Below are 24,158 nucleotides of genomic sequence, written 5' to 3' on the forward strand. Positions count from 1 at the left end.
CAGGTTCATGCCATTGCGGCCTGCAGCGTGTGCTTGAACTGCGCGAGCGTGTTGCTCGACAGGAGGTGTTCGCCCGCGGGTTGCGCGGCGCCCGGGCCTGCGCGCCAGCGCTGCGCGAGCGCGTCGAGCGCGTGGGCGATCGTGGCGGGCTCGAGGTCGTCGAGGAGCGGGCCGAGCGCGCCGTCGCGGCAATACCAGCCAATCAGGCCATCGGCGCTGGCCACCACGGGCTTGCCGAAGCGGTATGCCTGCACGAGCACGCCGCTCATGCCGTAGTGCTGCTTGTAGCCGAGCCACACGGCGTCGCAGGCAGAGAAGAGTTCGCGTTCCATCTCATCGGAGATGAACTGGTTGAAGATCACCGGCGCGTTCGCGAGTCGCGGTGCGTGTGCGTCGATGAACGCGCGCGTTTCGTCATCCTGCTGGCCGGCGATCACGAGGCGCGGCGCGTCGGGTTTGCGCTCGAGTGCGAGCATCAGTTCGCGAATGCCCTTGCGTTCGCCAATCGCGCCGTACACGAGCAGATAGTGCGTATGCGCATCGAGCTTCAGTTGCGTGCGCGCAAGCAGCGGGTCCATGCGCTCGATTTCGGGAAACGGGTCGGCCAGATAGCTGAGCGGCGCGGCGCCCTGGGGCTTCGTGGCCGCGAACCAGTCGGGCAGCGTCGGGTCGATCGTGAAGAGTTCGCGCAGCCCGCGCGAGCGCATGGCGCGGCGAAACAGCGCCGACTTGGCCATGTCGACGAAGCGCCGGCGCGGCGTGCGCAAGCCGATGCCCGCGTGATGAAACGTCATGCCCATGACGATGGCGATCCACGGTGTGTTGCCGAATGGCGAGTCGAACCCCGCGAGCGTGTAGAAGAAGTAATCGGCATAGGGCGCCACGACGAGCCGCACATGCATCGTTTTGCTGATCTGGCGGAAGGCGCGCGCATAGAAGTTGCGAAAGCGCATATACACGCTCACGGCGAAATGCGGGCCGGGCGGAACGGTGTGCAGGTCGAGCAGCACGAGGCGCAGATCGGGCCGCGCTTCGCGCACGATGCGTTGCGCGAGCGGATGGTCCGCGTACTCCGTGTCGGTGACGACGAGGCAGCGGTGTCCGGCTTCCACGCACGCCTGCGCGATCCACTCGACGTAGCGCCAGCGGTGGCCCGTGAAGTTCGGCTCGATGATGGCGATCCAGTCGCCGCTCGCCGATGCGCGCACGCCGGCTGGCTCGGACACCTCGGCGTCGGACAGCGCGGCGGCGTCCGCGGTGTTGGGGTCGGCATTGCGGTATCTGGCGATCGACACGTTTTCCATGCGGCAGGCCCGATGAGCATTATTACGAACAAAATAGCAGTGGTGCGCAAGCGGTATGCGCCAGATTGCAGGGCAGCGTGGCTGAAAATGCCTGGGCATATGCCGATTGATTGAGTGAGTGTGCGTGGGTGTTCCGCGCGCGGTGTCGACGTGACGGATGGCCGCCCCACAGATGGTCGTCCCACGGAAGGCCACCCCGTCCGAATCCGCCTGGTTGATGGCGCGTCGTGGCAACTGCGGCGCGGTAAGGTCCAGAACGGGTCACGAAAACGCGTTCTCAAACATGCCTGAAGGGAACTCGGAAAAAGGGCAAAAACCCGCACTCAGTGATCGAAAACAGGAGAGGTATTTTGCGCGTCATGCGGCTGCCAGCAATACCGATCAAGGCGGGCTTCGGACCCGGCGCGGCGACCTGGGTGCTGTTGCAGCAGGTCGTCGTGCGCGGCCTCGTGGCCGTCAAGTTCCTCGTGATCGGGCGCATTCTCGGGCCGTCCGCAATCGGTCTCGCGAGCGTCGCGCTGCTCGCGGTCGCGATTGCCGAAGCGCTCTCCGACACGGGGCTCGCGCAAGCCGTGATCCAGGGCCAGTCGCCTCCCACGCGCCAGGAGGCCGGCGCAGTCTGGACCACGCTCGCCACGCGCGGCCTGCTGATCGGCGTGCTGCTCGTCGCGAGCGCGCCGCTCATGGACGCGCAGTTCCACCTGGGCGGCGCCATCGGGCTCGTGCAGCTTGCCGCGCTGCTGCCGCTCTTGCGCGGACTCGCCTCGCCCGCGTATTTCATCACGCAGCGCGAGCGTCACTTCCAGCATATCGCGGCGATCGAAATCTCGTCGGCGGTTCTCGACTGCGGCTTCGGTATCGCGCTCGCACTTATGGGTGCGGGGCCGTATTCGCTGCTGCTCGGCATGATGATCGGCGAGGCCTTCAAGAGCGTCGTGACATGGATCGCGCTCTCACCGCGTCCGCCGATCCGGCTGCGCTGGTCGGGCATCGGCCACTACGTGGGCTTTAGCCGCTGGATCTGGGCGAGCAGCGTAATCATCCTCATCACCAACCAGTTCGACAAGGTCGTGGTGGGCAAGCTGCTCGGGCCGACACAACTGGGCGCCTGGCAGATGTCCTCGAAGCTCGCGCAGATGCTGCTCGCCGACGCCGCGCTTGCCCTCTCGCAGTATCTGTTTCCCACCTTCGCCGCGCATCATCGCGGCGGGCCGCAATCGGCCGCGCGCCTGTTCCGGCTGTATCTCGTGGCGGCGGTGGCGGGGCTCGCATGCGTGGTGATCGTGCTGCGCTTCGCCGCCGAACCGATCTTCTCGCTCGTGCTCGGCGCCGCGTGGCTGTCGGCCGTGCCGCTCTTTCGCATCTTCGTCGTCAACATGGCGATCAGCGCCCTGAACTCGGTGCTCGCCTCGTATCTGCGCGCCGTTGGCGACGCGCGTGCCGTCACGGTCGCGTCGCTGCTGCAGGTCGTGACGCTCATCGTGTCCGTGCCGCCTTCGTTGCACATGTGGGGCGTGACGGGCGTGGCATGGTCGATGACCTTCGGGCTGGCCTCGTGCGCAGCGTGGATGCTGTATCGCGTTTCGCGGCAGAAATAAGCGGGAATTCAAGCGAGGATTTCAGGCAACGACTCAGGCGCGCAGCGCCGCTTCGACGATCTCGGCAAGCTGATGGCCCAGCGTTGGCGAGTTGAGCTGGCAGTACACCGCATGCGCGGCGGCGGCCGCCGCGCGCATTTCATCGGGCGGTATGGACCAGATGCGCCGCAGCGTGGCGGCAAGCGCTTCCTTGCCGCCGTCGCGCCCGAAGAAGAATCCTGTGCGGCCATCCTCGACGTAGCCCGGCTCCGGGCCCATATGCAGCGGCAGCCGGTCGTGCACGATGGGCGGCAGGCTCAATGCGAACATGTGCACGACGCTCAAGCCCGCCGAGCCCGGGTAGCAGCCCACGCGGCAGCGCCGGCTGATGGTCGCGATCGCGTCGTCGTCGAACACCGCGCCATACCAGACCACATAGCGGCGATCGCTGTACTTGCGCTTCAGGCGCTCGCCGTGTTCGCCGTCGCCGATCACGTGCAGCGTGATGTCGTTGCCTTCGCCGTGGAGCTGGCCGACCACATCGATGAGCGGCTCGATCTCCGAACCTTCGCGCAGCCTGCCAATGAAGAGGACGCCGCTCTCCGCGCCTGTTTTGGTGGCGGGCTCCACGCCGCACGAGACCGTGAGCGCGTTGTTCGCGACGACGAGTTTCGCGGGCGGGCAGCCGATGCCAATGAGCGAGCGCCGCGAAGCCTCGGTATAGCAAACGTAACGTACGGCGAGCGCGACCGCGAGGCGGTAGCAGATCGTGCGCATGATTCCCGCGGACTCGTGCCGATAGAGCCCCTGGCCGTGAATCAACACGGGCACGCGCATCAGGCGCCCGGCGATCAGCGCGAGCCACAGCGAGAGATACCGAACGTCTGCGAAGATCAGGACGGCGTCGGGACGTTCGAAAACGATACGGCTCAGCACGCGGCTTTGCATGCGGATACGCCGCGAAGGCAGGCCCGCAATACTCGCGATATGCGTTTCGACGAATTCGTCGCAGGCGGGTTTCTCGCGCGAAAAGCCGCTGGCTTCCACGCCCTCGGAGCACGCGAATACCTTGACGGAGAAAAGACGGTTGAGCGACTCGATGACTTCGATGCGATAGCGCGCGATCAACGGCTGCACGTAGAAGACCACTGGACGTTTGAGCTGCGCGCCGGATTCGGTTTCGCGAACGGGTGTGCCCGGAGAGAGGATCTCGTGTTCCTCAGGCTGGCTCCGACGTGTCGACGCAGTCATGTTGAGAGGATCTTTCCGGGGGAAGGGTTAGTCGGTCATATTTGCGCAAATCTCTTCTAGCAGTTGTAGATGAGTCTTATCAAAAGAGGAATCCGAAAATTGCTATTGAACGAATTTCACCTGCGAGGCTGCGCTATGGGCGATGCGTAATCGATAAAAGCACAAGGAAAGTGCAATCAATGCGAAATTAATTAACGAAAGGAAAAGCGGTAAAAGCGATGCAAATGCGCGAGCGGCGGACAACGCTCGCACAGCGAGCGCATGCATGCTCGTTCACAAACAGGTGGAATCAGTCGTTGAATAGATCGTTTCGGACAACTTGAATCCGGCCCGACTGGCAGCGCGGGGGCCTCGTGCTAACCTCGATCCGAGTCGAAACGACCACCGGAATGCGGAGAAACCGATGCCAGCGCTCGCAGCCGATGATCTCGCGCTATCCCCGGCCCAGAACGTCACGAAGGACACGATGGGCGCGAAGGTGCGCATGCGCGTCGCGGTGGTGATCGCGACCAAGGGGCGGCCAACCGCTACCGCATGGGCCGTGCGTCTGCTCGCGCGGCAAACGGTGCGCCCCGATCAGATCATCCTCTCGGCGAGCAGCGCAGACGACATCGGACCTTACGATGCTAACGGTTTGCGCGTGAACGAAATCGTCGGCACGGCAGGTTCGAGCGTGCAGCGCAATCGCGCGCTCGATGCACTCGCACCGGACATCGACGTCGTGATCTTCCTCGACGACGACTTCGCGCCCGAGCGGCACTGGATCGAGCTGTGTATCGCGCTGTTCGAAAGCGACGCGAATCTCGTGGGTTTTTCGGGGCGCACCTTGCGCGACGGCGCGAACACGCAGCCCATCGCGTGGGAAGAAGCCGTCGAGCTCGTGGACGGTGCGCAAGCCGAGACGATGCGGCGTCCGCCGCTGCGGCCCTGCGTGGAACTGTATGGATGCAACATGGCGTGCCGCGCGCAGGCTATCGCCGATTTGCGCTTCGACGAGCGTCTCGTGCTGTACGGCTGGCTGGAAGATAAAGACTTCTCGCGGCGCCTCGCGCGCCGTGGCGGGATCGTGTACTGCGACTATCTGCTGGGCGTCCACCTCGGGCTGCGAGGCGGCCGCGTGTCGGGCCGGCGCTTCGGCTATTCGCAGGTGGTCAACGCCATGTACCTGTGCAACAAGGGCGTGATGTCGCGCAAGGAAGCGACCAGCAACATCCTGCGCGCGCTGAGCATGAACTGCGTGAAGTCGGTGCGCCCGGAGGCGCATCTCGACCGGCGCGGCAGGCTCATCGGCAACGTGATCGGGATTGCCGATCTGTGCATCGGCGCAGTGCGGCCCGAGCGCGCAGCGCGGTTGTGAACTCACGCACAGCGCGGCTTTGAGCGTCCGCACCGCGCGCTTCACACGCTATCGCGCTCAGTTGCCCGAGCCGCGCGCGATGCGGCGCTGCTTCACCGCTTGCGCGAGCCCTTCGAGCACGCCCACGCTTTCGTCCCAGCCAATGCACGCATCGGTGATGCTCTGGCCATAGGTCAGCTCGCAGCCTTCCTTGAGGTCCTGGCGGCCTGCCACGAGGTGCGACTCCACCATCACACCGACGATGCGCTCGTCGCCCGACGCCACCTGGCGGCCAATATCGGCGCACACGGGAATCTGGTTCTCGTGCTTCTTCGAGCTGTTGGCGTGGCTCGCGTCGATCATGAGGCGCGCGGCGAGACCCGCCTTGCCGATGTCGCTGCAGGCGGCGTTCACGCTTTCCGCGTCGTAGTTCGGCGTCTTGCCGCCGCGCAGAATCACATGGCAGTCCTCATTGCCTGCGGTCGAAACGATCGCCGAGTGGCCACCCTTCGTGACCGACAGGAAATGGTGCGGCTGCGAAGCGGCCTTGATCGCGTCCACGGCGATCTTCACGTTGCCGTCCGTGCCGTTCTTGAAGCCCACCGGGCACGACAGCCCCGAAGCCAGCTCGCGGTGCACCTGCGATTCCGTTGTGCGCGCACCGATCGCGCCCCACGAGATCAGGTCGGCGATGTACTGCGGGCTGATCATGTCGAGGTATTCGGTGCCGGCGGGCAGGCCGAGTTCGTTGATCGAGACGAGCAGCTCGCGCGCGGTGCGCAGACCGTCGTTGATCTTGAAGCTGTTGTCGAGGAACGGGTCGTTGATGAGGCCCTTCCAGCCCACCGTCGTGCGCGGCTTCTCGAAGTACACGCGCATCACGATTTCGAGCTCGTTGGAAAAGCGCTTGCGTTGCTCGACGAGTTTCTTCGCGTAGTCGACCGCGGCCTTGGTGTCGTGAATCGAGCACGGCCCGATGATGACGATCAGGCGGTCGTCCATGCCGTGCAGGATGCGGTGCATGGCGCGGCGCGATTCGAAGATCAGCGTGGAGGCGGCTTCCGAGCACGGGAATTCGCGGATCAGGTGAGCGGGCGGCGTGAGTTCCTTGAGTTCGCGAATGCGGACATCGTCGGTGTTGTGCGGGGGCATGTCGTTTTCTCCTGATCCTGTACGTAGCGTGCGTCGCGTGGACGGTGCTTCAAAAAATCGGTTAGATGAAGTTGAGGCTCTGGGCTAAGGGCGAAAAAAAACCGCCAGGCTTGGCTGGCGGTTTCTCGTGTGTTCGGGGTCCTGCGCGTACTATCAACCCTCTCGATCCGCCAGCGGTCTGAGATACCAAAAGAAGTAAAAGTAAAACTTCGTGGCGAACATGGCGGTGGGTGTCTGAACGTTCGTGACTTCGGTTCGTTACGTCGAAAGGTTGATTGCCTTTATAACCCGCGCTTCTCGTGGCTGGCAAGCGGGGTGCGGCAAAAAAGCGGACTATCTGCGAAAAAAATGGCTCATGCGCAGGAAATCCGCACGGCGATGCGGAAATTCCGCATCGCCGTGCATGGAGCGCGCGCGGGTGAAGGCCTTAAACCGTGCCGCCCACCGTCATGCGGTCGATACGCAGCGTCGGCTGGCCCACGCCCACCGGCACGCTCTGACCCTCCTTGCCACACACGCCCACGCCCGAGTCCAGACGCATATCGTTGCCGATCATGCTCACGTACTTGAGCGATTCCGGACCGCTGCCAATGAGCGTCGCGCCCTTCACGGGGTAGGTGATCTTGCCGTTCTCGATCATGTAGGCCTCGGAGGCCGAGAACACGAACTTGCCGTTCGTGATGTCGACCTGGCCGCCGCCGAAGTTCACGGCATAGAGGCCGTTCTTCACCGAGCCGATGATTTCCTGCGGGTCCTTGTCGCCGTTGAGCATGTACGTGTTGGTCATGCGCGGCATGGGCAGCGCCGCGTACGACTCGCGGCGCGCATTGCCCGTGACGGGCATCTTCATGAGGCGCGCGTTGAGCGAGTCCTGAATGTAGCCCTTGAGAATGCCGTCTTCGATCAGCGTCGTGCACTGCGTGGGGTTGCCTTCGTCGTCGATGTTCAGCGAGCCGCGGCGGTTGGGCAGCGTGCCGTCGTCCACCACCGTCACGCCCTTGGCGGCCACGCGCTCGCCAATCCGCCCCGCGAACGCCGACGAGCCCTTGCGGTTGAAGTCGCCTTCGAGACCGTGGCCGATCGCCTCGTGCAGCAGCACACCGGGCCAGCCCGGGCCGAGCACGACGGTCATCGCGCCGGCCGGCGCCGGGCGCGCTTCGAGGTTCACGAGCGCCGCGTGCACGGCGTCGTCCACGTACTTCGACAGGATATCGTCGGTGAAATAGGCATAGTCGTAACGGCCGCCGCCGCCGCCGTTGCCGATCTCGCGACGGCCGTTCTGCTCGGCGATCACCGTGACCGAAACGCGCACGAGCGGGCGGATGTCGGCGGCGAGCGCGCCGTCGCTGCGCGCAACGAGCACCACGTCGTACTCGCCCGCGAGTGCGGCCATGACCTGGGTGATGCGCGGGTCGCGCCCGCGCGCCATCTCTTCGATGCGCTCGAGCAGCTTCACCTTTTCGGTGGCGTCGAGCGAGGTGAGCGGGTCGGACGGCAGGTACAGATCGCGGCCGGCGATGCCGGTGAGCGACTTCGCCACCTGGATCTTCTGTTTGCCGCCGCCGGCCTTGGCGATCGAGCGCGTGGCGATGGCCGCCTGCCGGATCGCTTCGGGCGAGAGGTCGTCGGAGTAGGCGAAAGCGGTGCGCTCGCCGGACACGGCGCGCACGCCGACGCCCTGGTCGATGCTGAAGCTGCCCGACTTGACGATGCCTTCCTCGAGGCTCCATGCCTCGCTGCGCGTGGTCTGGAAGTAGAGGTCGGCGTAGTCGATGCGGTGCGTGAAGATCTCGCCGAGCGTGCGCGTGAGCACTGCTTCGTCGAGGCCGTAAGGCGTAAGGAGCAGGTCCTTCGCGGTCGCCAGATTGCGGATGCCGGGTTCGATGATGTTCATGCGCTCTTTGGGATCAATCGATGAGTCTGTCAATGGAGATTCGGGCGCGGTGCTGCGAAATCAAGCGCCTGAATGGAGAATTCGTGTGCAATGCGCGTGGGGTTCATTCGCGTGGTGCGCGTCACGCGCAGTCGAGCACGCGGTGCCGCCATGCGGGCAGGCTCGCCCGCACGCTGGCGATGCGTTCGAGGTCGATGTCGCCGGCCACCACCCCCGCGCCTTCGTCGCGTACCGCAACGATCTCGCCCCACGGGTCGATCAGCACGCTGTGGCCCCAGGTGCGCCGGCCGTTCTCGTGCTTGCCGCCTTGCGCCGCGGCGAGCACGTAGCACTGGTTCTCGATCGCACGGGCGCGCAGCAGGATTTCCCAGTGCGCGCGGCCGGTGGTGTAAGTGAACGCAGAAGGCACGACCATCAGTGCGCAGTCGCCCATGCGCCGGTACAGCTCGGGAAAGCGCAGATCGTAGCAGACCGAAAGGCCGACACGGCCGAACGGCGCCTCGAACGTGCGCACCTCGGCGCCGGGCCGGATCGTGCGCGCTTCGTCGAATGATTCGGCGCCTTTTTCGAAGTTGAAGAGGTGGATCTTGTCGTAGCGCGCACGTTCCTCGCCGCTCGGGTCGAACACGAGCGTGGTGTTGAGCACACGCGTGTCTTCGGGCGCTTTCAGCGGCAAGGTGCCGCCGATCACCCACACGCCATGGCGCTTCGCCGCATCGGCGAGAAAGCGCTGAATGGGCCCGTCGCCGTGCGGCTCGCGGATGGCGAGCTTGTCGCTGTCCTTGTGACCCATGAAGCAAAAATATTCGGGCAGCAACACGAGGCGCGCGCCTGCGACGGCGGCCTCGGCGATCAGCTTGTCGGCTTCGGCGAGATTGCGCTCACGATCGGGCGTGCTGACCATCTGCAGCGCGGCGACGCGAAACGGGTCGAGAGGGGGAGCGCTCATCGGCAAGTCTTGAATGGGTTCGGGGTGCATGGGGCGCATGCTGCGCGCCCGCGGCGCGGCCCGGTAGTGCGCAATTCGGTGCTCAATTCAATGCGCAATTCAGTGCACTGTGGCCGGCGTCTGCGCGTCCATCTTACCCTGATCGCCATGCAGCCGCTCGACGTGCGGTTTGGCCCACGGGCCCGTGATCGCGAAGTCCATCGCGAATGCGTGCTCGAGCGTATGCGAGAGCACGACGTCGCCGATCAGCGCGCCGAGGCCGAAGAGCGGATTGATGATGGTCGCCGCGACCACGCCCGCGCCCGCGCTGACCGTCGGCACCACGTGTACGCGCAGGTCCTGGGTTTCGTGCGCCAGGTCCACGCTGCCCATCATCGTCGCGCGCCCGGGGGCGGTCACGAGCTTGAAGTCGTTGGTGCTGCCAATGCCGTTATGGATTTGCGCGGTGGCCGTCGCGCTCGTGAACGGCAAGCCTTCGCCGATGATGTCGCGGAAGTCCATCGTCGCGAAGCGCGCGAGGCTTTGCAGGCTCAGCACGCCAAGCAGTCTCGCCACGCCCGGATCGACCTTGAGGATCTGGCCGTGGCGCAGGTCGAGCGTGAGGTTGCCGTTGAGCGACGGGAAGTCGATTTTCGTGGGGCCGCCTTGCCACGCCAGGTTGCCCGAGAGCGTGCCCGAGCCGTTCTTGAGCACGTGCGGCTTGCCGGCGCGCACGAGCAGTGCACCGGCGTCCTTGATGTCGAGATGGAAGTCGAGCGCGGTGCGGCGCGGCGTTTGCATGCCGGCGGCGGCCGAGTCGTCGCCGGCGGCCGTGTCGCCCACCGCGCGCCAGTTTTCCGTGGCGGTGAGGTGCGCGTCCGGGTTGCTGATGTCGAGCTGGTCGAGCTGCCAGACCGGCACGCCGTTGTCGTCGAAGTTGTGCGCGTTCACCTGCAGGCGGCCGAGATCGCGCTCGCGCACGATGAGCTGGTTCACGACGAGGTCGATCGACGGCATGTTCAGCGCCGGCTGCGACATCGCCTGGCCGAGCAGGTCGTTTTCGGTGGCGGCGGGCACGGTGAGCCGCGCGAGCCGCGCTTCGAGCGTGCCGGGCGCGCCCGGCACGGCGCCCGGCTTCCACGAGACATGGCCGGAGACCTGGTTGGAGGCGACGTTCGCCTGCCATTCGTTGCCGCGCTCGCCGGTGCGCGACGCGCCGAGCACGACGTTCTCCCAGTGGCGCTTGAGCAGCGTGAGCGTGCCGACGTGGACGGCGAAGCGCGACGGCAGGAACTGGCCGACCGCGCTATTGGGGGCGAGCGGGGACGAGGCGGCGGTGGGTGCGGCCGCCGCTGCCGCCGTGGCCGATGCCGGGTTTTGCGGCGCGGCAGCGGGGTTGACCGCCGCCGCTTCGGCGCCTGCGGAAGCTGCTGAGGCTGCGGAGGCAGCCTCAGCAGCGGCGTTTTGAGCTTGCCGTTCTGCCGCCCGCTCAGCCGCGGTTCGCGGCGGAGGCACCGGCGTGGCCGCTGCGCGCGCAGGCGTCGAGCCCTGGGCTTGTGCTGCCGCCGTGCCGCGCATCTGCTGCACCACGGCGCGCCAGGCGTCGGCGTCGAAGGTGGGCAGATCGACGGCGGCGGTCACGCCTTCCGAGGGCAGATCGGCCGGCCGGTTCATACCGATCGCACCGCGCACCACTTCGGGCATGCGGCCCGGATGGCGGCGCATCACGTAACGCGCGGCAAGCGGCCCGAGCGTGAGCTCTGCATGTTCGAACGCGGCGTCGTCGGCCTTGGCGTCGGCGCTGCTGGCGGATTCGGCGCTCGCGCCCGTGCCCGGCTGCAGTTCGAAGTCCAGCGGCATCGGCGTGCCGGCCGCCTTGCCGAACGGCGCGGGCAGGTCGAGCGCAAGGCCGGTGAGATCGGCGTTGGCCTTTACGTCGGGCAGGCGGCCGCGCTGGCCGGCCACCGAGAGCGAGTAGGGCGCCGCGCCCGAAAGGCGCCCGACCGCCGCCGCCGCCATGCCGTGCAGGTTCAGGCCGCGCGCCGCGTCGACTGCCACGTCGCCCGCCACGTTCACCGCATAGTGCCCGTCGTCGCGCATTGCGCCGCTTGCGCGCAGGTCGCCGCCGAGGAAGCGCGCCGTGAGCCGGTCGACGTTGGCAGTGTGAGTCGTGAAGCGCACCCGGCCGGTGAGGTTCGAGACCGGCGGCACGTTCTTCGCCGTAAGCGTGTTGTTCTCGAAGCCGATGGCACCTTCGACCAGCACCTTCGGCATTGGATGGCGCGGGATCGTGAGCTTGAGCGCGAGCGTGGACTGCCCTTGCGCTTGCACCTTCGCGGTGGCGTGCTTCGCCATGTAGCCGATCGAGCTGTTGTCCGCGTAGTCGAGCAGGTCCGCGAGCGGACCGCGCCCGCTGCCCTCGATCACGATATCCGAGCCCTTGATGCCCAGCTCCTCGATGCGCCCGCTCACGTTGCGCAGCACGAAGTTGCGGTAATGGCCGCGATCGACGTCGAAGCGCAGCTTGTTCTCGTGCAGCTTGAATATGCCGTTGATGCCGTCGAAGGCTGGCCAGACGTTCGGCGCGCCGTTGCGCATCTTGCGCGGCGGGAACGGCGACGGGTCGAAGCGCCCGCCCGTGAACGGCGCGACGATGCGGAACTGGCCTGCCTCGGGGTCGCGCGAATAGGGGAATTTGGTGAGGTCGCCGTGGATCTCGATCGTGCCGCCCTTCGACATGCCTGCTTGCAGCCCGTGGCCGAGATAGATGCGCGTCTTCTCGCTGATGGCGGTCGGCAGGTAGCGCGGGATGGCCTTGACCTTGGCCTCATCGAAGTGCGCGACGAGGTCGAGCGAACCGCGCCCCTTGCCGGGATTCGTGTAGTGCGCGGTCATTTTCGCGCGTGCGTCGGCGTTCTCCACGCCGAGGTTCGCGACGTCGACGGTGAACGACTTCAGCCGGTTGCCGGGCTCGCGCTCGGCGGCCACGGTCCATTTGGCCGCGCCGTAGAGCCGGTCGAACGTGAGGCGCGGATTGTCGAACACGCCGGGCAGCGTGATGGCCACCTGGTTCGTGTCGAGGTCAATGGTGCCGTGCGACTCGTCGGCGTCGATGTGCCCCCAGAGGTTCTCGACCCCCGGCAGGCCCGCGCGCGGGTGGCCGCGCGGCGTGAGGCCCGGCCCCGGCTCCTGCGCGTTCACGCTGATGCCTTGCAGGTCGCCCTTGAAGCGGTAGTGCGTGACCGGCTCGACGCTCGTGGAGCGCTGCTCGGCGGCCGCTTCGCCCGACTCGGGTTTCGCACGCTCGAGGGAGAGGTCGTAGTTCGCCACCAGCCCGCGCGGGTCGAAGCGCACGAGCGCGCCCTGCACCCGCCCGGGCAGCGGCAGCGCGCGCATGAACTCCGCGAGGATGCCGAGATCGATGCGGTCGCCTCGCACGCTCATCAGCTGGCCGTGCTGGAGCGTTTGCTGGCGAAAGCGCGCGTCGAGCGTGGTGAGCGCGAGCGAGCGCGTGAGCGGCGTGCCGTCGTCGAGGGGCGGCTGGCCGAGTTCGGCGTGGAAGTCGCGCAGCTTGAGCACGTAGTCGCCGGGCTCAATGCCGATGCTCCAGTGAAAACTCGCGACCGGCAGGTCGAGCAGCGGCTGAGTGGGCCGCGTGCGCAGCGAAACATTCGTGCCTTCGAGCGCGCCGCTCGCTTCGAGAATGCGCCCGTTCGAGAAGTGCGCCCAGATCGCGTTGTCGATGCGCCCGCCGTAGGTGGCGATCGGGATGTTGATGTAGCGCGAGAGCGTGGGCAAATCGACGGGGCCGGTCGAGAGATAGGTGTCGCCGGTCCAGCTGATCGGTTTGCCGGCCTGCGCGTTGCGCGCGTGCCTGAAGTGCGCGCGGAAGTCGAGCGGGCCGTGCAGCACGGTGCCCTCGGCCGGCGCCTGGAGCGCGACGCGGTGATCGTAGCCGTCGTTGAGAATCGCAAGGCGAATGTGCGAGAGCGCGAGGTCGGGCACGTCGCGTGTGGCGTCGTGCCAGCGCAGCGTGCCGCCGCGCAGCACGATGGCCTCCTGGCGCATGAGCCACGTCGTGAAGGTGGCGTTGCCCGTATGTGCGGTGGGCACCGGCACGCCCGCCACGGTGAGGGTGCCGTCGTCTTCGCGCGCGATGTGCACATCGGGCTGCTCGACCACGATGCTCGAGAGCAGCGGTTCGAACAGCACGACCGAGCGCCATGACACCGAGGCCGTGGCATGCGGCACGTCGAGCGCGACGTTGCCGTGGCGGTCGCGAATCGTCAGATCGCTGATGTCGATGCCGGGCTGGAAGCCTGACCAATGCGGCGCGAGCTTGCCGATGCGGAATTCGGCGTGAATCTTCGAGGAGACGAGCTGCTCGATACGCGGACGGAAGTTGTCCACGTACGGCAGCACGACGTAGCGCAGCCCGAGCAGCAGGACCGAGACGATGAAATACAGGACGAGCGCGATGATCGCCAGCACGCGCAGCGTGTGGCGCAGGACCGGGTGATGATGGTGCGGGCCCCCGGGCTCCGTAGCCTGGCTGGCATGTCCAGATTGGGGTAGGCCGGCGTGATCGTTTCGCTCGGACATGCTGCGGCGGGTGGGGTATGGTAGCGTTGCGTTCTAACGACGAAATGTATCACAGAGGGCCGTCAAAACGCCCATCCGGGGAACCCAGGATGGCCGTGCGGCGCGTGATACGCATGATTTTTTTGCACTGCAGCGGCGACTATGCCGGACGCATTGGCGAGTCGAGGCGCAACAGCAGGCGGTCGGTGCGTGCCGTGTGTGTAGTGCGTGCGTCATGTGGCGGGGCGAACCCTCGCGGTCGAACCATCGATATCGGCATCGTCGCATCGGCACCGTCATCAACCCAGGCGCGCGCGGCGAAACAACAGCGGACAGCGGGCCTTCCCGGCAAGCAGCACTTCATGACTGACATCCCTCTTCTGAGTTCCAGCTATTCCCGTTATGCAGCGCGAGCTTGCGCTGCGCGTCCCGAACTGGCGGCACAGGTCGAGGCGCTGGCCGCCGCGCCGATCTCGCGCGAGCGCATCGTCGCGCGGCTCGACGCGCTGAGCGGCCAACTGCTTGCTGCAGCAAACGCTGCGCCCGGCACGCCACTCAACGACGAGCAGTTGAAGAAAGTCCTGCGCCAGCTGCGCGTGGAAGTGATCTGCGCCGTGATGGAGCGCGATCTCGGCGGCGTGGCCGACGTCGCCGAAGTGACCGGCAGCATGACCGATCTCGCCGAACTCACGATCCAGCGCGCACTCGCCTGCGTGAGCGCCGATCTCGAGACGCTTTTCGGCGAGCCGCGCGGCCCGAACGGCGAGCGCCTCACGCTCGGCGTGGTGGGCATGGGCAAGCTGGGCGGCCGCGAGTTGAACGTCTCGTCGGACATCGACCTGATCTTCGTGTACGAGGACGACGGCGAAACCACGGGCGGCCAGCGCTCGCCCATCGCCACGCAGGACTTCTTCACGCGCGTGGGCAAGCGCCTGATCGCCGCGCTGAGCGACGTGACGGCCGACGGCTTCGTGTTTCGCGTCGACATGCGCCTGCGCCCGAACGGCGACTCCGGGCCGCTCGTGTGCAGCCTCGGCATGCTTGAAGAATACTTCTATGTGCAGGGCCGCGAGTGGGAGCGCTATGCGTGGATCAAAGGCCGGCTCGTTTCCGAAGACGAGAGCGACAGCGCGCTGCGTCTGGCGCGCCAGCTCGATTCGCTCGTGAAGCCTTTTGTTTACCGGCGCTATCTGGACTTCGGCGTGATCAGCGCGATCCGCTCGCTGCACGTGCAGATCCGCCAGGAAGCGCAGCGGCGCGCCATGATGCGCCCCGACAAGGCCGACGACATCAAGCTCGGGCGCGGCGGGATTCGCGAGATCGAATTCAGCGCCCAGGTGTTCCAGCTCATTCGCGGCGGGCAGGACGCGGGCTTTCGCGTGCGTCCGACGCTCGCCGTGCTCGGCTACGCCGCCGCGCGCGGACTGATCGCGCCCGAGGTGTGCGGCGAGCTCACGCGCGCCTACAACTTTCTGCGCGAACTGGAGCATCGCCTGCAGTACCGCGACGACGCACAAACGCACGCCATGCCCGTCGACGCCGAGGAGCGCGCCGCGCTCGCGAAATCGATGGGCTTCGCCGACTACGCCGCGCTGATGACGACGCTCGACGGCCACCGCGACAAGGTCGAGCGTCAGTTCGTGCAGATCTTCTCCGACAAGGTCGGCGGCGAGGGCGGGTGCCGCGCCTCCGAAGACGGCGCAGCGGCGTGGGTGTGGAGCGGCGCGCTCGCGGAAGAGGGCGCCGACGACTCGTTGCTCGAACGCCTCATGGAGCTGGGTGTCGACGACCCGGCGCCATTGCTTGCGCGTCTGCGAGGGCTCTGGCAGTCGTCGCGTTACGCCGGGCTTCCCGAAAAGAGCCGCGAGCGCTTCGACAGCGTCGCGCAGCGCGCGCTCGAATCCGCGCCTACGCTGGAGCCGCGCGAGCGGCGCGCCGACACGCTCGCGCGCATGTTCGACCTGCTCGAAGCGGTGATCCGGCGCGGCGCGTATCTCGCGCTGCTCTGCGAATATCCGGACGCGCTCGACCGCGTGCTCAAGGTGCTGGGCGGCTCGCGCTGGGCGGCGGGCTACCTGATCCGCCACCCGCAACTGCTCGACGAACTGCTCGACGACGAGGCGATGGCCACGCCCTTCGACTGGCCCGAGTTCTCGCGCCTGTTGCGCGCGCGTCTGGCCGCCGCCGCCGACGTCGAGCAGCAGATGGATCTGCTGCGCCACGCGCACCAGGCCGAAGTGTTCCGCATCCTGCTCAACGACCTGGCGGGACGGCTGTCGGTCGAGCACGTGAGCGACCGGCTCTCCGAGCTTGCCGACGCCGTGCTCGACGTGACCATCGAGACCGTGTGGAAGCGGTTCGCGAAGCGCCATCGCGAGGTGCCGCGCTTCGCGGCGATCGCCTACGGCAAGCTTGGCGGGAAGGAACTGGGCTACGCGTCGGACCTCGACATCATCTTCCTGTACGAAGACGACGACGAGCACGCCTCGGAAATCTACGCGACCTTCGCGCGCCGCCTCATCACGTGGCTCACTACGGCCACCGGTGCGGGCACGCTGTTCGACGTCGACTTGCGCTTGCGGCCGAACGGCGAGTCGGGGCTGCTCGTGACCGATCTCGACGCGTTCCGCCGCTACCAGTTGCGCGAAGGCGACGCCGCGAACACGGCGTGGGTCTGGGAGCACCAGGCGCTCACGCGTGCACGCTTCTCGGCCGGGGACGCCGCGATCGGCAACGCGTTCGAGGCGATCCGCGTGCAGGTGCTGACCACGCCGCGCGATGCCGCGCCGCTCGCGAAGGAAATCGTCGAAATGCGCCAGCGCGTGGAAGACGGCCACCCGAACCGCACTGAACTCTTCGACCTGAAGCACGACCGCGGCGGCATGGTGGACATCGAGTTTCTCGTACAGTACTGGGTGCTGCTGCACGCGGCGCAGGACCCCGAACTGATCCGCAACACGGGCAATATCGCGCTGCTGCGCGAGGTGTCGCGCTTCGGGCTCATGAGCGAGGAGGAAGCCGAGACGATAGGCTCGGCGTACCGGCTTTATCGAAAGCTGCAGCACCAGTTGCGCCTCGACGGCATGGAGAAGGCGCGTGTGAATCCGGCGCGCGTGGAGCGCGAGCGCGAGGCGGTGCTGGCGTTGTGGAGGCGGGTGTTCGGGGAGCGCGGGGAGGCTTAGGGCGAGTGCGCTACGCGCCAATGGCCGGTGCGGCTGGCGCGTGAGGCACAGCCTTCCTCAAGCTGCCAACATCTCTTTCGCATGGCGCCTGGTGGTCGCGGTAATCTCCAGCCCGCCCAGCATGCGCGCGACTTCTTCCACGCGGCCGCCCTTGTCGAGCGGCGTGACGGCCGAGACTGTGCCGCCGTTGCCGTCGCCGGACTTCGCCACCTGGAAGTGGTGATCGCCGCGCGCCGCGACCTGCGGCAAGTGCGTGACGCACAGCACCTGGCGCGCGCGCCCGAGCTGGTGCAGCAAACGCCCGACCACTTCGGCCACGCCGCCGCCAATGCCCGTATCGACTTCGTCGAAGATCAGCGTGGGCGTGGGGCTCGCCGCGCTCGCGATCACGGCGAGCGCGAGACTGATGCGCGCGAGTTCGCCGCCCGAGGCGATCTTCGCGAGCGGGCGCAGCGGCACGCCGGCATGGCCCGCCACGCGGAATTCGATCTGCTCCAGACCGTGCGCACCGCCGATCGGCTCGCCAGTCGAGCTGTTGCCAAGCGCCACGAGCGCGACTTCGAAGCTGCCTCCCGCCATCGACAGTTCCTGCATGCCCTGCGTGACCGCCGCGCCGAGCGCCTTCGCCGCCTTGGCGCGCGCCTTCGAAAGCTGGCGTGCCTGCACGAGATACGCTTCCTGCGCTTTGTGCTCGGCGGCGCGCAGGCCGTCGAGATCGGCCGCGGCGTCGAGCGCCGCTAGCTGCTGGCGGCGTGCCGCGTGTTCCTCGGGCAGCGTTTCTGCCGGGAGGCGGAACTTGCGCGCCGTCGAATGCAGCGCGTCGAGGCGCCGTTCAACCTGCGCGAGATGTTGCGGATCGAGATCGAGACGCTGCGCGTAGTGCGAGAGCGAGTACGCCGCTTCCTGGATCTGGATTGCGGCCGGTTCGAGCGCCGCGAGCGCGTCGTTGAGTTCGGCGTCGACCTCGGCGAGACTTCGCAGCTTCGAGACGATCGAGTTCAGCTGCGAGAGCATCGCCTCGTCGGATTCGGAGAGCGCCGCGAGCGCGCCTTGCACGCCTTCGATCAGGTTGGCCGAGTTCGAAAGCCGCACATGCTCCGCGTTCACTTCTTCCCATTCGCCCGGCTGCGGCGCGAGCTTGTCGAGTTCGGCGAGCTGCCACGCGAGGCGCTCACGCTCGAGCTGCAGTTCGCGGTCGCGCGACATGGCGCTTTGCAGCGCGAGACGTGCGTCGCGTGCGTCGCGCCACGCACTCGTGACGGTTGCGGCGAGATCCGTGAGGCCTGCGTGCGTGTCGAACAGTTCGCGCTGTGCGTCGGGGCGCATGAGCAGTTGGTGCGCATGCTGGCCGTGGATGTCCACGAGCATTTCGCCCAGTTCGCGCAATTGCGCGAGCGTCGCGGGCGTCCCGTTGATGAAGGCGCGCGCGCGCCCGCCGCTATCCACCACGCGGCGCATCATGACGGTCTGCTCGCCGTCCCCGTTCGCGAGTGCTTGCTCATCGAGCCAAAGGGCAGCGTGCGGCGGCACATCGAACTCGGCGGTGATGTCGGCGCGGCTCTCGCCCGTGCGCACGACGCTCGCGTCGGCGCGCGTGCCGAGCGTGAGGGCGAGGGCGTCGATCAGGATCGACTTGCCCGCGCCCGTCTCGCCGGAAAACACGGTGAAGCCGCTGTCGAATTCGAGGTCGAGCGCCGCGACGATCACGAAGTCGCGAATCGAAAGATGGCGAAGCATGGCGTCTGGTTCTGCTTGTTTTGGTTGGCTTGGGTTACCGTGGGACTGCTGGTAGCGCGGCAACTGCGTGGCAACGACCACGCGCGCTTCACGCGAAGACGCGGGTTTAGTCCTCCGGATCGCCCTGCAGCGAGGGGTGCTCGTTCCAGTGCAGTTTCTTGCGCAGCGTGCGGAAGTAGCTATAGCCGACCGGGTGCAGGAAGGGCACCGTGTGGCGCGAGCGGCGCACCTCGATCACGTCGTTCAGTTCGAGTGCCGTGAACGATTGCATGTCGAAGTTCACGTTGACGTCGCGGCCCGCCACGATCTGGATGCTCACCTTGGAGTCGTCGGGCAGCACGATCGGGCGGTTCGAGAGCGCGTGCGGCGCGATCGGCACGAGCACGATGCCTTGCAGCTGCGGATGCAGGATCGGCCCCTGCGACGAGAGCGCGTAAGCGGTCGAGCCGGTGGGCGTCGCGACGATCAAACCGTCCGAGCGCTGGTTGTACATGAAGCGGCCATCCACGTTCACGCGCAGTTCGGCCATGCCGGAAAAGCCGCTACGGTTCACGACCACGTCGTTGAAGGCGAGCGCGTGGTAGATCGGGTCGCCGTCGCGCGTGATGCGCGACTCCAGCAGCGAACGCTCCTCGCGCTCGAACGAGCCCGCGAGCAGTTGCGGCACGACCTCCTGCATCTCGGAAAACGCGATGTCGGTAATGAAGCCGAGCCGCCCATGGTTGATGCCGATGAGCGGCGTGCGGTACGGCGCGAGCTGGCGGCCGATGCCGAGCATCGTGCCGTCGCCGCCGAGCACGACGGCCACGTCCGCGCGCGCCCCGATCTCGGCAGGTTGCAGCGCGGGATAGCCTTGCGCGCCGATTTCCTCTGCGGTCTGCGCTTCGAACACGACCTCGAAGCCGCGCTTCGAAATGGTCTGGGCGAGCGCCATCAGCGGCTCGGCGATGCCTGGCGTATTGCTGCGCCCAACGAGCGCAACAGTCTTGAACTGGCTCTGGATCTTCTGGATCTGCATGCCGGCATTACACCATAGTCACGTCGCGAAAAGAACCTGGCGCAGACCGGGACAGGCCCGCCGGGCCTTGCGCGCCGCGCCTTCCAGCCCGCCGCCGGTGACACGGCGATGACAAGGCGCGAGGTATCGCGCGAAGTACCGGGGCGCCGCACCCTGAGCCGAAGGTACGCCCGCGAGGCCCGGTCTGGCGGCGCACTCGCGGCCAACCCGCCGTTAGGCTAAAATTTTGAGTCATGCTAGATCCTCGCGCACAAACCCTCCTCAAAACGCTGATCGAGCGCTACATCGCCGAAGGTCAGCCGGTCGGCTCGCGCACGCTGTCGCGCTATTCCGGCCTGGAATTGAGCCCGGCGACGATCCGCAACGTCATGTCTGACCTCGAGGAGCTGGGTCTCGTGTCCAGCCCGCATACGTCGGCGGGGCGTGTGCCCACGCCGCGCGGGTATCGCCTGTTCGTCGACACCATGCTCACCGTCGAGCCCAGCTCCGACGACGACGCGCTCACGCGCGCGGTGAAGACCACGCTGCGCCCGGGCGAGCCGCAGAAAGTGGTGGCGGCCGCCGCCAGCGTGCTCTCGAACCTCTCGCAGTTCGCGGGTGTGGTGCTGACGCCCCGGCGCAGCCACGTGTTCAAGCAGATCGAGTTCATGCGCCTGTCCGACAAGCGCATCCTGCTGATCATCGTGACGCCCGAAGGCGACGTGCAGAACCGCATCATGGCGACGCAGCGCGACTTCTCGCCTTCCGAGCTCGTCGAAGCTTCGAATTACATCAACGCGCACTTCGCTGGCCTGTCGTTCGACGAGGTGCGCCGCCGCCTGCGCGAGGAAATCGACGCGCTGCGCGGCGACATGACCTCGCTTATGCACGCGGCCGTGACCGCGAGCACCGAAGAGCCCGAAAGCGGCGACACCTTGCTCATTTCCGGCGAACGCAACCTGCTCGAAGTGGCCGATCTTTCGTCGGACATGGCGCGCCTGCGCAAGCTCTTCGACGTGTTCGACCAGAAAACCAGCCTCCTGCAGCTGCTCGACGTCTCGAGCCACGCGCAGGGCGTGCAGATTTTCATTGGCGGCGAGTCCCAACTCGTGCCGATCGAGGAAATGAGCGTGGTGACGGCGCCCTACGAGGTGAACGGCAAGATCGTCGGCACACTCGGCGTGATCGGGCCGACGCGCATGGCGTACAACCGGGTGATTCCGATCGTCGACATCACCGCGCGCCTGCTCTCGCTCACGCTCAGCCAGAACTGAGCGCCGCCACCGGCCCGCTGCATCGGCTATCAGGCCCATCTGTCTTTCCGAAGATCATCCCCGAAACGCTTGCCGCGCGCCATCGGCCGAACGGCCAATGCCAGGCAAACTCAGGCAACCGCTGACAACGCACGGTAACCCGCGCCGGCGCGGGCCGGTTTGGGCCGCCTGGACCGCCCGCTATAATGATTGTTTCGTGTAACCGTTGCTGCGCACTCGCGCGGCGCCACTGATCGCCTATGCGTTTCGACCTGGAGCGGCCTTCGCAGTCCGCCGCGGCGCATCGCGTCGCCGTGCTGCTCATCAACCTGGGTACGCCGGACGCGCCCACGCCGCGCGCCGTGCGCCGCTATCTCGCGCAGTTTCTGTCCGATCCGCGCGTGGTCGAGATTCCGGCCCCGATCTGGCAGGTCATCCTGCGCGCGTTGATCCTGCCGTTTCGCGGCCGTTCGTCGGCGAAGAAGTATGCGGCGGTCTGGACGCCCGAGGGCTCGCCGCTGCGCGTGCACACGCAAAAGCAGACCGAGGGCCTGCGCCACCTGCTGCAGATCAACGACTACACGGTCCTCGTCGATTACGCGATGCGCTACGGCACGCCCGACATCCCGGCGATGCTGAACCAGCTCAAGCTGGCGGGCGCGGAACGCATCCTGCTCATGCCGATGTATCCGCAGTACTCGGCGTCGACCACGGCCACGGCGTTCGACGCGGCCTTCGTTGCGCTGCGCCGCATGCGCAACCAGCCGGAAGTCCGCACGGTGCGTGGCTATCACGACCATCCGGCGTATATCGCGGCGCTCGCGGCCCAGGTGCATCAGTACTGGCATGCGCACGGCAAGCCCAATTTCGCGGCGGGCGACCGCCTCGTGCTGAGCTTTCACGGCGTGCCGAGCCGCACGCTCGATCTGGGCGACCCGTACCACGACCAGTGTCAGCAAACGGCCGCGCTACTCATGCATGCGCTGGAGCTAACGCCGGTCGAATGCCGGGTGACCTTCCAGTCGCGCTTTGGGCGGGCGCAGTGGCTGCAGCCGTACACGGCGCCCACGCTGCGGGAACTGGGGGCGGGCGGCGTGCGCCGCGCCGACGTGTTCTGCCCCGGTTTCACGGCGGATTGCCTTGAAACCATCGAGGAAATCGGCATGGAAGTGCGCGACGAATTCCTGCACGCCGGCGGCAAGGAATTCCATCGCATCCCGTGCCTGAACGCTTCGCACGCGTGGATCGCGGCGCTGGGCGAAATTGTTGCGCAACACCTGCAGGGCTGGCCGGTGCAGGCCGCGGCGCCGGCCGGTGCGGTGGCGTGACCCTGCAGATTGAGCGGCGCATTGCGGAAAGCCTCTGATGAACTACAAGATTTCGACTGAACCTGGCGCGCGGCTGCGCATCGACAAATGGCTATGGGCGGCGCGCTTCTTCAAGACGCGCTCGCTCGCCTCGGACGCCGTAGGCAAGGGGCACGTGCGCATTGGCGGCGACGCCGTGAAGGCATCGAAGGACGTGCGCGTGGGCGACCTCGTCGAAATTGAGATCGATCATGTGGTGTGGGAAGTGCAGGTGCGGGGAATTTGCGAGGTGCGCGGCCCGGCCAGCATCGCGCAAACGCTCTACGCGGAAACCGAGGCCGGGCGCGAGAGGCGCGCGGCGGAACAGGAGCGGCGCCGGCTCTTTCGCGAACCGGCTGCCGTGTTGCAAGGCAGGCCGACCAAGCGCGACCGCCGCACTATCGACAAACTTTCGCGTGAGGGTTGAACAGCGCTTCCATCGTAGCGTGCACGCCCCCGTATTCCGTCGTGTTTTCGTTCACGGCGCCCGACATGCAGATGGTCGTAGTTCCGGCGATGAGTACCAGCGCGACCACCGATATGGCAAAGGTCAGTTTCACGGTACTCCCCTTGGGATCGCGGCAAAACGGCCAGTTTCGGGGCCCGGTTAGCGTTTTTATGTGCAGCGAAGCCGCTTAACAAATTTGCTGACCGCAGGCCCATTCGGTGCGGTGCCAGGCTCAGGGTAAACGCGCCGTGAGCAGCACCTGTTCCTGAGTGTAGGTCAGGGATGTCCCGTACTCAATTTCATTTTTGCGGCGGTGCAGTAATGATTGTTACGGGCAGTTTCGCGGCTTTGATCTCTGTATAAAAAAGCCGCGGGAGCCTCTTGAAACAAGCGATCCGGCACCCATGTGCTGTCGCAATGTACAAAGCCAATGTCGCGCCGGCGCAACGGTCGCCGGCGTAGCAGGGAGGGCCGCAAAACGGCGCCCGACGCTTTGTTCCCTTTTTCACTATTCAACGACGTTCAGCGACATGGAAAACACGCAAGAGAACCCGACGAGCCAGAACCCCACGCCCGCGGACGAGGCGTCGCAAGCAGCAGCCCAGCCGCAAGCGGCTGAGGCGGCCGAGCAGGCAGCCCAAGGCGGCGTGGACCAGAACGCCGCGGCCCTTGCCGAAGCCGCACTGGCCGAAGCGCAGGCGAAGGTCGCCGAATTGCAGGACGCGTTCGTGCGCGCCAAGGCCGAGACGGAGAACGTCCGCCGCCGCGCGCAGGAAGACGTTGCCAAGGCGCACAAGTTCGCCATCGAAAACTTCGCCGAACATCTGCTGCCGGTCATGGACAGCCTCGAAGCCGCGCTCGCCCATAACTCGGACGACCTCGCCAAGGTCAACGAAGGCGTCGAGCTCACGCTCAAGCAGCTGACCGGGGCGCTCGAGAAGGGCCGTGTCCTCGCCATCAACCCCGTTGGCGAGAAGTTCGACCCGCACCGCCACCAGGCCATCTCGATGGTGCCGTCCGAGCAGGAAGCAAACACGGTGGTCAGTGTGCTGCAAAAGGGCTATGTGATCGCCGACCGCGTGCTGCGTCCGGCGCTCGTGACCGTTTCGGCACCGAAGTAAGGGAAACGTAATAAATGCGAGGGCCTGAAGGCAGCAAAAAGGCCCCGCAAT

Annotated in this window: 15 protein-coding genes; 7 read left to right on the forward strand and 8 right to left on the reverse strand. The window is 66.6% G+C overall.

The genetic code is table 11. The annotated features are described in order from the left end of the window. Nucleotides 1–5 precede the first annotated feature (5 nt). Nucleotides 6–1,295 carry a glycosyltransferase gene (locus U5A58_RS08000; RefSeq protein WP_321961027.1) on the reverse strand — a complete coding sequence of 430 codons (1,290 nt, stop codon included), beginning with the start codon at nucleotides 1,293–1,295 and terminating at the stop codon, nucleotides 6–8. 359 nt (nucleotides 1,296–1,654) lie between these two features. On the opposite strand from U5A58_RS08000, the gene U5A58_RS08005 reads away from it, so the two are divergent. Further along, nucleotides 1,655–2,902 carry an oligosaccharide flippase family protein gene (locus tag U5A58_RS08005; RefSeq protein ID WP_321961028.1) on the forward strand — a complete coding sequence of 416 codons (1,248 nt, stop codon included), beginning with the start codon at nucleotides 1,655–1,657 and terminating at the stop codon, nucleotides 2,900–2,902. A 33-nt stretch (nucleotides 2,903–2,935) separates the two neighbouring features. Here U5A58_RS08005 and U5A58_RS08010 read toward each other — a convergent pair whose 3' ends face one another. After that, nucleotides 2,936–4,132, reverse strand: a complete 1,197-nt coding sequence (locus U5A58_RS08010; protein WP_321961029.1) for a glycosyltransferase — start codon at nucleotides 4,130–4,132, stop codon at nucleotides 2,936–2,938. Nucleotides 4,133–4,535: 403 nt separating this feature from the next. Here U5A58_RS08010 and U5A58_RS08015 point away from each other — a divergent pair, with 403 nt between their 5' ends. Then, nucleotides 4,536–5,489, forward strand: coding sequence for a glycosyltransferase family 2 protein (locus U5A58_RS08015; RefSeq protein WP_321961030.1), 954 nt, complete (start codon nucleotides 4,536–4,538; stop codon nucleotides 5,487–5,489). A gap of 57 nt (nucleotides 5,490–5,546) precedes the next feature. On the opposite strand, the gene aroG is transcribed toward U5A58_RS08015, so the two are convergent. The 4 genes from aroG to U5A58_RS08035 form a co-directional block, all read right to left on the reverse strand. Then, on the reverse strand, nucleotides 5,547–6,620 hold the full coding sequence (gene aroG / locus U5A58_RS08020) for a 3-deoxy-7-phosphoheptulonate synthase AroG (protein WP_321913120.1): 1,074 nt from the start codon (nucleotides 6,618–6,620) through the stop codon (nucleotides 5,547–5,549). A gap of 427 nt (nucleotides 6,621–7,047) precedes the next feature. Continuing rightward, the gene (gene tldD / locus U5A58_RS08025) at nucleotides 7,048–8,514 is read right to left on the reverse strand and encodes a metalloprotease TldD (RefSeq protein WP_158757023.1); all 1,467 of its coding nucleotides are present in this window, start codon (nucleotides 8,512–8,514) and stop codon (nucleotides 7,048–7,050) included. A 121-nt stretch (nucleotides 8,515–8,635) separates the two neighbouring features. After that, nucleotides 8,636–9,463 (reverse strand): carbon-nitrogen hydrolase family protein, encoded by an 828-nt coding sequence (locus U5A58_RS08030; protein ID WP_321961031.1) that lies wholly within the window; start codon nucleotides 9,461–9,463, stop codon nucleotides 8,636–8,638. A 99-nt stretch (nucleotides 9,464–9,562) separates the two neighbouring features. Further along, nucleotides 9,563–14,044 carry a YhdP family protein gene (locus U5A58_RS08035; RefSeq protein WP_321961032.1) on the reverse strand — a complete coding sequence of 1,494 codons (4,482 nt, stop codon included), beginning with the start codon at nucleotides 14,042–14,044 and terminating at the stop codon, nucleotides 9,563–9,565. A gap of 341 nt (nucleotides 14,045–14,385) precedes the next feature. Between U5A58_RS08035 and glnE the strand changes: the two genes are divergently transcribed. Next, nucleotides 14,386–17,205, forward strand: a complete 2,820-nt coding sequence (glnE, locus tag U5A58_RS08040) for a bifunctional [glutamate--ammonia ligase]-adenylyl-L-tyrosine phosphorylase/[glutamate--ammonia-ligase] adenylyltransferase (protein ID WP_321961033.1) — start codon at nucleotides 14,386–14,388, stop codon at nucleotides 17,203–17,205. 57 nt (nucleotides 17,206–17,262) lie between these two features. On the opposite strand, the gene recN is transcribed toward glnE, so the two are convergent. Both recN and U5A58_RS08050 read right to left on the reverse strand, forming a co-directional pair. Next, nucleotides 17,263–18,942: a DNA repair protein RecN gene (recN, locus tag U5A58_RS08045; protein WP_321961034.1), complete on the reverse strand. Its 1,680-nt coding sequence runs from the start codon at nucleotides 18,940–18,942 to the stop codon at nucleotides 17,263–17,265. Between the two features lie 106 nt (nucleotides 18,943–19,048). After that, nucleotides 19,049–19,960, reverse strand: a complete 912-nt coding sequence (locus tag U5A58_RS08050; protein ID WP_321961035.1) for an NAD kinase — start codon at nucleotides 19,958–19,960, stop codon at nucleotides 19,049–19,051. A 233-nt stretch (nucleotides 19,961–20,193) separates the two neighbouring features. On the opposite strand from U5A58_RS08050, the gene hrcA reads away from it, so the two are divergent. The 4 genes from hrcA (at nucleotide 20,194) to grpE (ending at nucleotide 24,107) form a co-directional block, all read left to right on the forward strand. After that, nucleotides 20,194–21,213, forward strand: a complete 1,020-nt coding sequence (gene hrcA / locus U5A58_RS08055; RefSeq protein WP_321961036.1) for a heat-inducible transcriptional repressor HrcA — start codon at nucleotides 20,194–20,196, stop codon at nucleotides 21,211–21,213. Between the two features lie 239 nt (nucleotides 21,214–21,452). Next, nucleotides 21,453–22,520, forward strand: a complete 1,068-nt coding sequence (gene hemH / locus U5A58_RS08060) for a ferrochelatase (RefSeq protein WP_321961037.1) — start codon at nucleotides 21,453–21,455, stop codon at nucleotides 22,518–22,520. 37 nt (nucleotides 22,521–22,557) lie between these two features. Next, the gene (locus U5A58_RS08065) at nucleotides 22,558–22,965 is read left to right on the forward strand and encodes an RNA-binding S4 domain-containing protein (RefSeq protein WP_321961038.1); all 408 of its coding nucleotides are present in this window, start codon (nucleotides 22,558–22,560) and stop codon (nucleotides 22,963–22,965) included. A 551-nt stretch (nucleotides 22,966–23,516) separates the two neighbouring features. Next, nucleotides 23,517–24,107 carry a nucleotide exchange factor GrpE gene (gene grpE, locus U5A58_RS08070; RefSeq protein WP_321934245.1) on the forward strand — a complete coding sequence of 197 codons (591 nt, stop codon included), beginning with the start codon at nucleotides 23,517–23,519 and terminating at the stop codon, nucleotides 24,105–24,107. Nucleotides 24,108–24,158: the final 51 nt, after the last annotated feature.

Source organism: Paraburkholderia sp. J7, from assembly GCF_905220155.1.
In the GTDB taxonomy this organism is placed as follows: Bacteria; Pseudomonadota; Gammaproteobacteria; order Burkholderiales; family Burkholderiaceae; genus Paraburkholderia.

Bases quoted from the DNA above. Each gene is read 5' to 3' on its own strand.
- aroG (WP_321913120.1), bottom strand. From the start codon at position 6,620: ATGCCCCCGCACAACACCGACGATGTCCGCATTCGCGAACTCAAGGAA.
- U5A58_RS08015 (WP_321961030.1), top strand. From the start codon at position 4,536: ATGCCAGCGCTCGCAGCCGATGATCTCGCGCTATCCCCGGCCCAGAAC.
- U5A58_RS08035 (WP_321961032.1), bottom strand. From the start codon at position 14,044: ATGTCCGAGCGAAACGATCACGCCGGCCTACCCCAATCTGGACATGCC.
- glnE (WP_321961033.1), top strand. From the start codon at position 14,386: ATGACTGACATCCCTCTTCTGAGTTCCAGCTATTCCCGTTATGCAGCG.
- U5A58_RS08065 (WP_321961038.1), top strand. From the start codon at position 22,558: ATGAACTACAAGATTTCGACTGAACCTGGCGCGCGGCTGCGCATCGAC.
- U5A58_RS08030 (WP_321961031.1), bottom strand. From the start codon at position 9,463: ATGAGCGCTCCCCCTCTCGACCCGTTTCGCGTCGCCGCGCTGCAGATG.
- tldD (WP_158757023.1), bottom strand. From the start codon at position 8,514: ATGAACATCATCGAACCCGGCATCCGCAATCTGGCGACCGCGAAGGAC.
- hrcA (WP_321961036.1), top strand. From the start codon at position 20,194: ATGCTAGATCCTCGCGCACAAACCCTCCTCAAAACGCTGATCGAGCGC.
- U5A58_RS08050 (WP_321961035.1), bottom strand. From the start codon at position 19,960: ATGCAGATCCAGAAGATCCAGAGCCAGTTCAAGACTGTTGCGCTCGTT.
- grpE (WP_321934245.1), top strand. From the start codon at position 23,517: ATGGAAAACACGCAAGAGAACCCGACGAGCCAGAACCCCACGCCCGCG.
- recN (WP_321961034.1), bottom strand. From the start codon at position 18,942: ATGCTTCGCCATCTTTCGATTCGCGACTTCGTGATCGTCGCGGCGCTC.
- hemH (WP_321961037.1), top strand. From the start codon at position 21,453: ATGCGTTTCGACCTGGAGCGGCCTTCGCAGTCCGCCGCGGCGCATCGC.
- U5A58_RS08010 (WP_321961029.1), bottom strand. From the start codon at position 4,132: ATGACTGCGTCGACACGTCGGAGCCAGCCTGAGGAACACGAGATCCTC.